Annotated in this window: 11 protein-coding genes; 4 read left to right on the forward strand and 7 right to left on the reverse strand. The window is 69.6% G+C overall.

Features of this window, described 5'->3' with window-relative positions; genetic code table 11:
• Positions 1–199: 199 nt before the first annotated feature.
• Complete coding sequence (snpA, locus tag FHS42_RS01080; protein WP_184568569.1) at positions 200–856, forward strand: snapalysin; 657 nt, start codon at positions 200–202, stop codon at positions 854–856.
• 210 nt (positions 857–1,066) lie between these two features.
• Here the strand turns inward: snpA and FHS42_RS01085 are convergent, their stop codons facing one another.
• Entirely contained in the window at positions 1,067–1,789 is a 723-nt protein-coding gene (locus tag FHS42_RS01085; RefSeq protein WP_246494090.1) for a hypothetical protein, read from the reverse strand.
• A 155-nt stretch (positions 1,790–1,944) separates the two neighbouring features.
• Here FHS42_RS01085 and FHS42_RS01090 point away from each other — a divergent pair, with 155 nt between their 5' ends.
• Entirely contained in the window at positions 1,945–2,583 is a 639-nt protein-coding gene (locus FHS42_RS01090) for a TetR/AcrR family transcriptional regulator (protein WP_312866654.1), read from the forward strand.
• 18 nt (positions 2,584–2,601) lie between these two features.
• Here FHS42_RS01090 and FHS42_RS01095 read toward each other — a convergent pair whose 3' ends face one another.
• Entirely contained in the window at positions 2,602–3,636 is a 1,035-nt protein-coding gene (locus FHS42_RS01095; protein ID WP_184568570.1) for an aspartate-semialdehyde dehydrogenase, read from the reverse strand.
• Between the two features lie 441 nt (positions 3,637–4,077).
• Here FHS42_RS01095 and FHS42_RS01100 point away from each other — a divergent pair, with 441 nt between their 5' ends.
• A complete protein-coding gene (locus FHS42_RS01100; protein ID WP_312866655.1) occupies positions 4,078–4,860 on the forward strand; it encodes an alpha/beta fold hydrolase in 783 nt (260 codons plus the stop codon).
• Between the two features lie 213 nt (positions 4,861–5,073).
• Here the strand turns inward: FHS42_RS01100 and FHS42_RS01105 are convergent, their stop codons facing one another.
• The 3 genes from FHS42_RS01105 to FHS42_RS01115 all read right to left on the reverse strand — a co-directional run bounded on the left by FHS42_RS01105 (position 5,074) and on the right by FHS42_RS01115 (position 7,565).
• Positions 5,074–5,706 carry a lytic transglycosylase domain-containing protein gene (locus FHS42_RS01105; protein ID WP_221475939.1) on the reverse strand — a complete coding sequence of 211 codons (633 nt, stop codon included), beginning with the start codon at positions 5,704–5,706 and terminating at the stop codon, positions 5,074–5,076.
• Between the two features lie 182 nt (positions 5,707–5,888).
• Complete coding sequence (locus tag FHS42_RS01110) at positions 5,889–6,542, reverse strand: DedA family protein (RefSeq protein WP_184568571.1); 654 nt, start codon at positions 6,540–6,542, stop codon at positions 5,889–5,891.
• Positions 6,543–7,097: 555 nt separating this feature from the next.
• Entirely contained in the window at positions 7,098–7,565 is a 468-nt protein-coding gene (locus FHS42_RS01115; RefSeq protein ID WP_184568572.1) for a DoxX family protein, read from the reverse strand.
• Positions 7,566–8,091: 526 nt separating this feature from the next.
• Between FHS42_RS01115 and FHS42_RS01120 the strand changes: the two genes are divergently transcribed.
• Positions 8,092–8,835 carry a Clp protease N-terminal domain-containing protein gene (locus FHS42_RS01120; RefSeq protein WP_184568573.1) on the forward strand — a complete coding sequence of 248 codons (744 nt, stop codon included), beginning with the start codon at positions 8,092–8,094 and terminating at the stop codon, positions 8,833–8,835.
• 77 nt (positions 8,836–8,912) lie between these two features.
• Here FHS42_RS01120 and FHS42_RS01125 read toward each other — a convergent pair whose 3' ends face one another.
• Together FHS42_RS01125 and FHS42_RS01130 are read right to left on the reverse strand one after the other, a co-directional pair.
• Positions 8,913–10,916 (reverse strand): DUF7800 domain-containing protein, encoded by a 2,004-nt coding sequence (locus FHS42_RS01125; protein WP_184568574.1) that lies wholly within the window; start codon positions 10,914–10,916, stop codon positions 8,913–8,915.
• 354 nt (positions 10,917–11,270) lie between these two features.
• Positions 11,271–11,939: an HNH endonuclease family protein gene (locus FHS42_RS01130; RefSeq protein ID WP_184568575.1), complete on the reverse strand. Its 669-nt coding sequence runs from the start codon at positions 11,937–11,939 to the stop codon at positions 11,271–11,273.
• Between the last annotated feature and the right edge of the window lie 379 nt (positions 11,940–12,318).

A 12,318-nucleotide genomic window follows, 5' to 3' on the forward strand; every position in this document is an offset into this window, starting at 1 on the left:
ATGCCGTGCTGTGCCGATATGTGGAGATAGGCGCTGTTAGTCGGCTTAGTTGCCCCATAGCTTCGTGCTATGGCCGATTGGCATCATCCGCATCGAGCGGAACCTCCCTGACACTCGGCGGGACCAATGTTCCGGACGGTCTGACCGCTACCCCACGGCGATCGCTTGACCTTCGGGCAGCACAAAGGAATCCCCCCACGTGAAAAACCCCAAGATATTTCTGTCCGTTTCGCTGGGCCTCGGGCTGGCCACCATGACGGCGCTCCCAGCCTCCGCCTCCGTCACCGCGGACGCCACCCACCGGTCCACCCCTGCCAGCATTGCCGCCTACAACGGCTCCGCCGAGGACACCGCGGCGACCAAGGCGTTCTTCGAGGCCGTCATCAACTCGGCCAAGGCCAAGCAGGCCAAGACCGGCGAGCGGGCCGTCACTGTCACCTACGACGCCAGCCAGGCGCCCACCTTCTCGTCGCAGATCGCGAAGAGCACCGAGATATGGAACTCCCACGTCGCCAACGTGAAGCTCCAGGAGGGCTCGGGCGGCGACTTCGAGTACCGCGAGGGCGACGACCCGCGCGGCTCGTACGCCAGCACCGACGGGCACGGCGGCGGCTACATCTTCCTGGACTACAAGCAGAACCAGGAGTTCGACTCGACCCGGGTCACCGCGCACGAGACCGGCCACGTCCTTGGGCTTCCGGACCACTACGAGGGCCCGTGCGAGGAGCTGATGTCCGGTGGTGGCCCCGGCCCCTCCTGCACCAACCCGAACCCGAACCAGGAAGAGACCAGCCGCGTGGACCAGATCTGGGCGAACGGCCTGAACGCCTTCGACAAGGGCGCGTTCTTGAAGTGACGGAGTGAGCCGGACGGCTCGTTCCTCACGTGCCGGCTCGGCGGCGGTCCTCGCGCCACGCGTCAGCGGTCCTCGCGCCACGCGCCAGCGATCCCGCGCCACGCGTCAGCGATCCCCGATCCGCGGACGCGACGATGGCCCGCTCCCCCTCGCGCACCAGATGGGGCGAGGGGGAGCGGGCCGCTGCCGTACGGGCACCGCCCCTACGGATCAGTAGAGCTTGTTGACCGCCGTCGTCGTGGTCCGCTTGAAGTCGGCTACCTGGGCGTGCTGGAAGTTGCCCATCTGGCCCCACTTCACCACGGTGACCGTCCTGCCGTCCCGTCCGACCGAGAAGAGGTTGATGTCGGAGGGGCCCGACGCGTGCGCGGTGTGGATGCCGTAGACGTTCGCGCCTTCTTCGACGTTGATGCGGCCGTAGTCGCGGAACTCCGCCTTCACGTCGGGATCTTCTTGCTCGGCCTGGTCCGCGCATGTGCGGATGGCCTTGTTGAACAGCGCCGCCAGTGACTTGGCGTCCGCCTGGTCCCGTCCTACGACGGTCACCTGCACGGCGCCGGTGTCGTACTCGGTCCAGAAGTTGCGGTGCACCGAGGTCGCACCGGGCAGCGAGGGGCCGAAGCAGAACGGCAGCGGGTCCGGCGTACCGGGCGTGACGTCGCTGGCGTACCAGGCGGACGTCCGGTGCGGCGGCAGTTCGTTCGGCGCCAGGAACGCGGGCTCCGACGAGACCGGGGCCGGAGCCGAGTGCGGCGCTGCGTTCGCGGCCGGGGCGAGAGCGGTAGCGGTGGCGGCGGCGGTCAGCACCGCGAGGCCGATGGCAGCCGGGCGGCCCAACCGGGCCCGGGAGTTGATACGGGAAGTGCTGGCCGGGGCGGCCATGGTGCCGGTCCCGGCGTCAGTAGCGGTCTCGGTGTGCGAGTGCGTGTTCATGGGGCAACTCCGCCATGAACGAGCCTGAGCCGCAATGGAATCGCATCCATCCGGGACGCTGGAACGCTGAATTGGCCTCTGACCTGCGCGTATGCCAGGTCCCTGGAATGCGGTCACGGAACGCGCCGGCAGCGCTGGCACTAAGATCGGGCACCGTGCCCACCCCAACGCCCCCACGGCGCCGCAAGCCGCGCGCCGACGCAGAGCGCAATCGGGCCCGCGTCCTCAACGCCGCGCGCGACCTCTTCACGGCGCGCGGTGAGGATGTGCAGATGCCCGAAGTCGCCAGGGCCGCAGGGGTCGGCGTCGGCACCGTCTACCGGCACTTCCCCAGCCGAGCCGCGCTCATCGAGGCCGCGGGCGAACAACGGCACGCGGACATCGTCGAGTTCGGCCGCACGGCGTGTTTGCCATGCCCGGACGCCGCCGATGGGCTCACCCGCTACATCGCGTACATCGGCGAGGTGCTGGCCACCGATCGCGGGCTGACCGCATCGATCGAGGCAACGCTCGGGTCGGCCAGGCCGGCGGGCGCCGCGGCGGAGCGCACCGAGGCGATAGCGGCCGAACTCATCGCGCGCGCCAGGGCGCAGGGAGTGATCCGCCCGGACGTGGAGGTGGCCGACCTCAGCATGATCGTGTGCGGGCTTGCGGCAATCATCAGGAACGGGACGGGGGACTGGCGCCGCTACGTGCAGATCACCATGGCCGGGTTACACAACGCGCAGCCGGATGTGCCCTTCGGCGGGCGCAGCGCGGCGCGGCTGGACAGCCGGCCGGATAACACGGCGTAACGGCGCCAGTTACGGGCATTACGCCGCGGATTCCGCCGCCACGAGTTCCGCGATCTGCACGGCGTTCAGCGCAGCACCCTTGCGGAGGTTGTCGCTGGAGCAGAAGAGAGCCAGGCCGTGGCCGTCTGGGACGGTCTCGTCGCGCCGTATGCGGCCCACGTATGTGGGGTCCTGACCGGCGGCTTGCAGTGGCGTGGGGATGTCGGACAGCGCAATGCCCGGGGCGGCGGCCAGCAGCGCTGCGGCGCGCTCGGGGCTGAGCGGGCGGGCGAAGCGGGCGTTGATCTGAAGCGAGTGGCCGGTGAACACGGGAACCCGTACGCAGGTGCCGGAGACCAGCAGTTCCGGGATGCCCAGGATCTTGCGGCTCTCGTTACGCAGCTTGCGCTCCTCGTCCGTCTCGCCGGAGCCATCGTCGAGGAGGGACCCGGCCAGCGGCAGCACATTGAAGGCGATCGGGCGCGCGAACTTGCGCGGGGCTGGCAGGTCCACGGCCGCGCCGTCGTGCGTGAGTTGGGCCGCTGACTCGGCGGTCTTGCGTACCTGCTCATCCAGTTCGCTCACGCCCTCAAGGCCGCTGCCGGACACCGCCTGGTACGTGGCGACCACCAGGCCCGTCAGACCGGCCTCGGCATGCAGCGGGCGCAGCACCGGCATGGCGGCCATCGTGGTGCAGTTGGGGTTGGCGATGATGCCCTTCGGGCGCTCGGCGATGGCGTGCGGGTTCACCTCCGAGACGACGAGCGGAACCTGCGGGTCCATCCGCCAGGCCGACGAGTTGTCGATCACCACGGGCCCGGCTGCCGCCACCTTGGGGGCCAGCACCTTGGAGCTCGCACCGCCCGCCGAGAACAGCACGATGTCAAGGCCGGAGAAGTCCGCGGTGGCCGCGTCCTCGACGCTGATCTCGGTGCCCTGCCAGGGCAGGGTCCGCCCCGCTGAGCGTGCGGAGGCGAACAGCCGCAACTGCTCCACCGGGAATCCGCGCTCGGCGAGTATGCCGCGCATCACGCCGCCGACCTGGCCGGTGGCACCGACGATTCCGATCCTCATGCTGCTCCCTCGTTCCTTCGCGCTCGCCCGGGCCTCCAGCAGTCCCACCGCCGTCGCCCAGGGCGCGCTCCGTCTCTTGTGTGCACGCCCCGCCCCCGCACCCCCTGCGCTTGCCGGGTTGGTTCGCCGCAGACCCACTGGGCGGACGCGTACGGCTGTGCGCAGTATCTCCCGAGGCCGGGCCCCGTACGGGGGCGGGCCGGTGGTGAAGAGGGTCACGTCAGCGGCGTAGTTCCGGCCCCGTCAGGTGATCTTGTACGAACCCGACGGCGCTGGCGGCGGGCCTGTGGCGGTGCGCGGCGCGCCGATCGACGGGGTCCCCGGCCTTGTCACCGGTGCAACCGATCCGGCCAGGCGGCTTGCCCACGCGCTGAGTTGAGGTCACGGTTATGCCCTGCGGGTGTGCCAGGCGCTCGCATCGAACCCCGGACCGGAGGCGTCGTGGCTCCCCTCGCTCCCTTCGTACCACCGCACGAGGTCATTGGAGAGGGCCCGCACCGGGTCATGGCCATACACGGCTGGTTTTCGGACCGTGCCGCGTACGCAGCGCTGCTCCCACACATCGACCGGCGGACGTTCACCTACGTCATGCCGGATCTGCGGGGCTACGGCACAGCGCGTGATGTGCCCGGCGAATACACCACCAGCGAGGCGGGTCGGGACCTGCTGGCCCTGGCCGACCACTTGGGCTGGCAGCGTTTCTCGCTGCTGGGGCACTCGATGGGTGCCGCGGTCGCGCAGCGTGTGTTGGCGGCGGCACCGCTCCGGGTGCGCCGGCTGGTGGGAATAGCGCCGGTGCCCGCTAGCGGGGCGCCGATGGAGGGCGAGCAGTGGGAGTTGTTCGCCTCGGCCGCCGAGCACCCCGAGAACCGCCGCACGATCATCGACGTAACGACGGGCAACCGTCACCCCGATGTGTGGCTCGACCTCATGGTCCGGCACTCCGTCGAACACAGCGTCCCCCAGGCGCTTCGCGCATGGCTCGACTCCTGGGCGCTGGAGGACTTCCACGAGCAGATCTCCGGCTCGAAGCTGCCGGTATGCGTGGTGGTCGGCGGGCACGACCCGGCGCTGTCGGCCGAGGTCATGCGCCAGACATGGCTGCGGTGGTACCCGGCCGCCAGGCTGGTGATTTTGCCGTATGCGGGGCACTATCCGGCGGACGAGTCGCCACTTGCGCTGATACGGATCGTGGAGGATTTCCTCGCACAGGACCCGGAATAGCATGAAATTGCATGGAGTAGCGCGCGATGGCACCGGGCAGCGCGAAATAGCGCGGGATAGCTTGGAGCGCGCGAAACAGTTCGGAGCAGTGCGGAATAGTGCAAAACCAGTGCTGCCATCCGCATTGCCGGTGGCTCCGGTGGCTCCGGTGGCACCCGTGTCACCGGAGCCCGCTGTGTCTCCGGTCCTCCCGCCGCCGCTTTCGCCGCCGCGCTAATCGCTGTTTTCGTTGGATGTTGCACCAGGGGATGTGCTGGCGGTTTTGCCGGTGTCTTTTTGTAGCCTTTCGCGCCGCTCCCGTTCCGTCTGCTCGTATTCGGGCAGCAGTTGCTTGGTGATGCGCTTCACGTAGCCCTGGGTTTCGTTGAACTCGGGGATGCCGCGCGCCCGGAGTACCGCGCCGGGGCCCGCGTTGTAGGCGGCGAGGGCTAGTTCGGTGGGGTTGCCGGGGACGTCCTTGACCGAGGTGTAGAGGTGGCAGAGATAGCGGGCCTGGGCCGGGATGGCGTCCTTGGGGTTCCAGACATCGGCCTTGCCGTCGCCGTCTGCGTCGCGGCCCCATTCGGACCAGGTGGCCGGCGCGAACTGCGCGATCCCATCGGCCTTGCCGGAACTCGCTTGAGGGTCCCACCCGCTCTCAGCGTCGATTTGCGCGCCGAGCAACGGCACGCTCAGCGGGGCGCAGGTGCGGGCTGCGGCCTCGATCGCCGCGCGGTGCTCGTCCGGAACGGTGGGCAATGGGTCGGCAGTGTCCTCAGCCAGTTCTCGTACGGTCATGATCCCGGCGCCGAGCAGCGCAGCGCTGGCCACGACCGTGAAACCGAACCGGGCGCGACGGGTCACCATGCTGAAGCGGAAGGGAGGGAGATGAGCATGGGAGGGACGATAACCGGATTTACGCAGGTGCCTGTAATCGAGTGAAGACGCGGGGTGATTGATTCGTATGCGCGTTCGTATGGCGTCGTAGGTCGCGCTCCGGCCGGCGCGGCGCGCATGCGTGAGCGGTAGACCCCGCGGCCGATGGCGCTTCAGGAGGCTTGCGGGGCCTCGTGGTTGGCCGGGCGGCGGCTCATCACGTATCCGGCGATCGTGCCGACCGCGAACAGTGACAACACCGAGACGGCGGTGCTCAGCCAGGTGGCACCGAGCCACTGGCCACCCAGGTAGCCAAGGCCCACGCTGTACGCGGCCCACATCAACCCGGCCAGCGCGGACCAGGGCAGAAACTCAGCAGCCTTACGGTGCGCGGCGCCAGCGCCCAGGCTCACCACGGAGCGCCCGGCGGGCGCGAACCGGGCGAGGACGACGAGTGTGCCTCCGCCATGCACCAGGGCGGTGCCCAACTTCTGCTGGGCGGCGGTCAGTCGGCGGGATCGGGCGATGGCGCGGTCGAGGCGTTCGCCACCACGCCAGGCCAGCCGGTAGGCGACCAGGTCACCGAGCAAAGAGGCAGTGGCGGCGCACAGCACCAGCGCGAGCATCTCGGGCACGTCGGCGTCGGGCTTTACGCCTCGCGCGGCACCCACCGCATCGGCGGTCGTGGTGCCGGCTGCGGCCGTGGCCGCAGCGATCACCAAGATGCCGCTGGGTAGTACGGGCAGGAAGACATCGAGGAGTACGGACATGCCGATGATCACGTAGATCCACGGGGTGTTTACCAACGACCCCAAGGTTTCTAGCAACGTCTCTCCCGATCCCGATCCCCCGCCGCGACGTCGCAAGGGAGCGGCAGGAGCGGCCTCTACAGCCATACAGCGTACGCCTGTGTCGAAAGAGCATACCGAGCACGAGCCGCTGGTGTTGATCTCCTGAGGCTGTGATCGCGCCGCACGGCCGCTGTGGGTGCATGTGACAGGGTCGTTAAGTGTCGATAATGAGGCCCAAGCGCATGGGCACACCGTGCACAACATCGCATAACGGGCCAGTTATTCCGCCCAATCTCGGTACCTCGATATATCGACTCGTCACCACGTCGTTACCTCGGCAGATCGGTAGAGCCATCAGCTGACGGTCCTCATGCACCCGCGTGCGGGGCGCCCGGGGCGGTGGCGCCGCCGCCTGCGGCTCACCTCTGCGCTGCTGGTCGGCGAGCGTTCGCGCAAGGGGGCGAGTCGGGTCTGAACGGCGTCCGGCCGCCACCCGATCGATATCGGGTGGCGGCCGGGGTGCCGGACGCAACACCGGCACAGGTGCCGGTGAGCGGTGGGCTAGCGGGCCGATGGACGGCCCGCGGGTGGTCAGACGCGGGTCGGCTGGCGCCGCGGCTCGGTCGAGAGCTGCTCGCGCTCGCTGCCGATAACGCGGTCGAGCGCCCAGGGGCCGGGGCCGGTGAAGACGATGAGCAAGAACGCCCAGCAGAACATCGCGGACGCCTCGCCGCCGTTTTCGAGCGGCCACAGCTTCTCGGTCTGGTGCTCGACGAAGTAGGCGTACGCCATCGAGCCGGAGGATATGAACGCGGCGGGGCGGGTGAGGAGGCCGGTCATTACGAGGATGCCGCCGACGAGTTGGATCACGGACGCGTACCAGCCGGGCCAGGAGCCCGTGTCAATGGTGGCGCCGGTGCCGCCTACGCCGCCGAGGACGCCAAAGAGCGAAGAGGCGCCGTGGCAGGCGAACAGCAGGCCGACGACGATCCGGAACAGGGACAGGACGTGAGGCCGCGCAGCGTCGAGGCGCTCGGTGAGCGGGGCGGGATATGGCATGAGGGGGACTCCTCGTTTCGGGGACGGGAAACAACGAGGGGGCCAGGTTAGGTACGCCTATCCGATTGTTGCAAGTTCAAGTTCTGCCAGGCTGTCTCCATGTGGCCTGGAGAAGCCCTTGCCGGCCGCGCGCGGGGGCGGGAAGTGGGCGTGGAGGGCGGTATGTGTCCATCGCCCCTGCCCGTGGCGTTGCACGCATCGCGGCGGCTGCGCCGCGCAGCGTCACCAACCCCTTACGGGATCGCCGTCCGCCACCTGTACTCGGTGAACACCCTCGGTCGGCACGTCGAGCCCACGGCGACGTGCAGGTAGCTGCCTAGTGGTCTCGACCAGTTGGTATGGACTTTTCGCGAGGCTCAGGCCGCTCGCTTTGAGGTCGTTCGTGTAGTGAACGCGAGCGTGGCCGAATTTCGACGGTCCGTCGAGAAGTGCCTCCACGGAAAGGGTGTCCGAGGGGTGCGGACCTTGGTCCTTCGGCTGTCAACCCACGGTTGACGAGTCGAGGCTGTCAACCTACGGTTGACGCATGACGAAGCCATTAAGCGTGACGCCTCCCGTCCGGCTCGACGAGCTGATCGAGGCCATCAAGAAGGTCCACCCCGACGCGCTCGACCAGCTCTCCGGCGCGGTGGTGGCCGCCGACCACCTCGGGGACCTGGCCGATCATCTGATCGGCCACTTCGTGGACCAGGCGCGGCGCTCCGGCGCCTCCTGGACGGAGATCGGCAAGAGCATGGGGGTCACCCGGCAGGCGGCCCAGAAGCGGTTCGTGCCCAAGGGCGCGGGGGAGTCGGCGGACCCCAACCCGCAGCAGGGCTTCAACCAGTTCACCGAGCGGGCCAAGAACGCGGTGGTGGCCGCGCACAACGAGGCCAAGGCCGCGGCCAACGCGGAGGTGGGCCCCGAACATCTGGTCCTTGGGCTGCTGAGTGAGCCACAGGGGCTGGGTGCGCGGGCGATCCTCGCGCAGGACGTGCCGCTGGAACGGGTGCGGGAGGTGGTGGTCGCGGCGCTGCCTGCGGCGGCAGACGAGGTGCCCGAGCTCATCCCGTACACCGCAGGGGCACGCAAGGCGCTGGAGCTGACGCTCCGGGAGGCCCTGCGGCTGGGGCACAACCACGTCGGGACGGAACACCTGCTGCTCGCGCTCCTTGAACACGAGGACGGGGCCGGCGTCTTGGCGGATGCCGGCATCGACAAGGAGGCTGCGACGGCCCACGTGGCCCAGGCCGTGGCGGCTATCGCCGCCGACACCGCGGAGCGACAGTAGGGCGGTGCCGTGGGTTGGTGTCGTGGGTCGGTGCCGCTCGGGTGCCGTGGGTCGGTGCCGGTCGGGTGCCGTGGCGGTCAGCGGCGCGGTGGGCCCACGGTGCGTTGCATCGCGGTGACCAGCCTGGCCGCCCCCGAGCGGTCCACGCGCGCCTGATCAAGGCGTAGCTTCGCGTCCCGGCCGCGCAGCGTCAGGGTCATGAGCTGGTTGCCGAACCAGGGCCCGCCCGTGCGCCGCCAACCGAGCGCCGCCCGCCCCGTCCTGCCGTGCCGGGCGAAGACGCGGCCGAGTTGGCGGCCCGCTCGGCTCCAGCCGAACCGGAAACCGACTCGGATCGACGCCGGAATGCTGTTGTGCACCGGCGAGCAGGTCAGTTGCAGCACGTGGCTGTTGGGCGGCAGCGGCCAGCGTGACCAGTCAGGCTCTGCGACGTATGCGTGGTGCACGTCCCCGGACAGCACGCTGATCGTCGCGGGTGCCTGTGGGCCGCGCCCCGCCTCGGCGATCAGGTCGGTCAGCGCGTCGAAGGAGCTGGGGAAGGCCGACCAGTGCTCCAGATCGGCGCGCTGCCGTACGTTCTCGGCGATCCGCGCCCAGCGGGGCCCGCGTTCGCCCGCGCACAGCGCCGCGTTCCACCCCTCGACGTCGTGTACGAAGTGGGGCAACAGCCACGGCAGCGAGGTGCCGATGAGCAGATGGTCCATCTCGCCTTGGCCCGCGTGCGCCTGGTCGCGGAGCCAGGTCAACTCTTTCTCGTCGAGCATGGACCTGGCGCCCTCGTCGAGCACCCGGGCTGCCCGGGTGTCCACCATCAGCAACCGCACGCGACCGTAGTCGCGACGATAGCTCCAGCGGGCGAACGTCGGGTCGGCGTCGGAGCGTTCGACGAAGTCGCGCAGCACAGCGGTGGCGTCCGGCGCCGTCGTGGGATGAGCCAACCCCGAGTGTCCGGTAGGCGCTTCGGCGGCGGCACCACCCGCCGCCGACACGGAGCTGACCGTCGTACCGGGCCCCGCGCTCGCCTCATCGGCCGGCGCTGCCCCACTGGCCTGCTCCGCCGTCGCGCTCTGCGCCTGGAGCTTCTCCCGGCGCTCCCGTTGCTCGTTCTCCTGCTGCTCTTGCGCTGTGCTTGCCGCGCGGACCGCCGCGTAGAGTTCGTCGGCCGCGAGTTCGGCGGGGGAGAGGTTGCCCAGGTGCTGGTACACCCAGTACGACATCAGCCCGCTCAGCACCCGCGTGCGCCACCAGGGGGTGGCCCGCATCTGCGCCAACCAGGCGGCGCTGGTATTCCAATCATCGACCACGTCATGATCATCGAACATCATGCAGCTGGGCACGGTGGAGAGCAGCCACCGCACCTCCGGGTCAAGCCAGGACTCGTAGTAGAGCCGGGTGTACTCCTCGTAGTCCGCGACCTGGTGCCACGGTGGCTGGCTCACATCGCGCCGGGTGGCCAGCCAGGCGCGGGTGGCCGCTGAGGTCTCGTCCGCGTACACCTGGTCGCCGAGCAGGACCAGCGCATCGGGGCGCTCGCCATCAGGCGTGTGGGCGATGTGGCCGGCGAGGGTGTCCAGCGCGTCGGGGCCGACCGGATCATGGGCGTCCGCTCCGGGTGGCGCCGCCCATCGGCAGGAGCCGAAGACGATCTGCACGGCGGGCGCGCCACCGGTGGCGGAGGCGGCTGCTTGGCCGCGTGCGGTCGCTTGCTCGGGGGACGGCGTACGGATCGTGGACGCGGGGAACCGTGAGTCCGGCAGCGGCCACACCCGTTCGCCGTCGAGCAGCACCTCATACGCGCTCACGCTGCCCGGGCGCAGCCCCGTGACCTCCACGAGGGCGTAGTGGTGCCCGGCGATCCGCCAGGTGCGAGTCGATCCGCCCGGCTGTGCGCCGGCGGTGAGCTGCTCTCGTACGGGCTCGGTGTGCGCTACCTGCGGCGCGCCACCGGTGGCAGCGTCCGCTACGGGTACGCAGCGCACCTCTACCGTGCACGGCTCGTCGGTCTCCACCCATACGGTGGCGCGCTCGCCAGTTTCCCAGTCGATCTGGCGTAGCAACGGCCCCAGGCGCAACCTGGCCATCTGCTGTCCCTCCGTCGCTTCGTCGCCGCGTGGCCGTGGGGCCATGTGGCCGTGGGGGCGCCCCCGGTGGCCCAGCGCGGCCGTCCGGCGCGTTCGCCACGGCCGTACGCACGTACCGTACGGCTCTACTGTTCGCGCGTTTGTACGGTACGGAATGACCGGGCCGCACGGGAAGTTTCCGCCGACGTGGCGGCCCGTGCAGGAAGCAGCATCGAAGCGGACCTCGATCAGTTGTCGCGCATCAGTTGTCACGCACCAGCTGTCACACAGCACACGCCGTCGCCCACCCATGCGGCTGGCCCGCCGCCCCGTGCGGGGGGCGGCGGGCCAGTGGTGGTGCGTGGTGCGGGCTGGTCAGCAGCGGTTGAGGATGCTGCTGAGGGCGCTCTTTTCGGCGCTGTCAACGGACAGGCCGTAGGAGTGCTTCACCGAGACCCACATCCGGGCGTACGTGCAGTGGTAGCTGTTGGTGGGCGGCAGCCACTCGGCGGGGTCCTTGTCCCCCTTGGCCTGGTTGACGTTGTCGGTGACGGCGAGGAGCTGGGCGCGAGTGAGGTCGTTGGCGAAGCCCTCACGCCGGGACGTGGTCCAGGCGTTGGCGCCGGACTTCCAGGCCTCGGACAGCGGCACCATGTGGTCGATGTCCACGTCGGACGCCGCGTGCCAGGTAGCGCCGTCGTACGGGGAGAACCAGGAGCCCTTGACGGCGGCGCAACTGCTGTCCTGCTCGACGTCCTTGCCGTCCCGTTTGAGGACGACCTCGCGGGTGTTGCAGGCGCCGTTCTGAGTGCTCCAGTGCGGGAACTTGTCGCGGCTGTAACCGTCCGATGAGCCCTCGGCCTTGACGGTGAGCTGCGAGAGGTAGGTGCGCGCGGTGGCGGCGTCCGGCGGGGTGGGCGGAGCGGCATACGCGCTCGGGCCGCTCAGCACCAACGTGCCGACCAGCGTGACGAGTCCACCGATGGCGGTGGCTCGACGCGCGTAGACGCCTCGACGTGATGAGGTCGTGTCCGTACGGGACATGGCGAACTCCCTCTGAAGTGGGGGGATGCGGGCGCTGTGGCCCAGATATGTTCTCGGCGCCGGGTTTCCGTGGGGTAGGCGCTAGGTAACAGGGTGACGACGCGGTCATGTCAAAGCAAGGGGCGCTAGGGGTTTGGCGTATCCGTACGCGGCGGCCATGGCCAGTGCTTTGACGCGCCGTAAGGTGAGGGTGTGCCTGCCGTGACCCACCTCGCTGGTGCGGCCCTGCTGCCCGTGAGTCCCACGCTCGGGATGGTGCTTGCCGCCCTGCTCATCGCCGCCGCGGCCGTTGGCGCGCTCGCCCACCTCACGCATGGCATAGGCGCACGACAAGCTGGGGGCGCGGCCACGGCGCGAGGCGCCCACACCTGGCGTGCGG

Origin of the sequence: Streptomyces zagrosensis (genome assembly GCF_014203645.1) — a bacterium.
In the GTDB taxonomy this organism is placed as follows: Bacteria; Actinomycetota; Actinomycetes; order Streptomycetales; family Streptomycetaceae; genus Streptomyces; species Streptomyces zagrosensis.

What these genes read in the sequence shown, in the direction of transcription:
- FHS42_RS01085 (WP_246494090.1), bottom strand. Translation starts at nt 1,789, where the DNA reads ATGAACACGCACTCGCACACCGAGACCGCTACTGACGCCGGGACCGGC.
- FHS42_RS01095 (WP_184568570.1), bottom strand. Translation starts at nt 3,636, where the DNA reads ATGAGGATCGGAATCGTCGGTGCCACCGGCCAGGTCGGCGGCGTGATG.
- FHS42_RS01105 (WP_221475939.1), bottom strand. Translation starts at nt 5,706, where the DNA reads ATGGTGACCCGTCGCGCCCGGTTCGGTTTCACGGTCGTGGCCAGCGCT.
- FHS42_RS01115 (WP_184568572.1), bottom strand. Translation starts at nt 7,565, where the DNA reads ATGCCATATCCCGCCCCGCTCACCGAGCGCCTCGACGCTGCGCGGCCT.
- FHS42_RS01120 (WP_184568573.1), top strand. Translation starts at nt 8,092, where the DNA reads ATGACGAAGCCATTAAGCGTGACGCCTCCCGTCCGGCTCGACGAGCTG.
- FHS42_RS01125 (WP_184568574.1), bottom strand. Translation starts at nt 10,916, where the DNA reads ATGGCCAGGTTGCGCCTGGGGCCGTTGCTACGCCAGATCGACTGGGAA.
- FHS42_RS01130 (WP_184568575.1), bottom strand. Translation starts at nt 11,939, where the DNA reads ATGTCCCGTACGGACACGACCTCATCACGTCGAGGCGTCTACGCGCGT.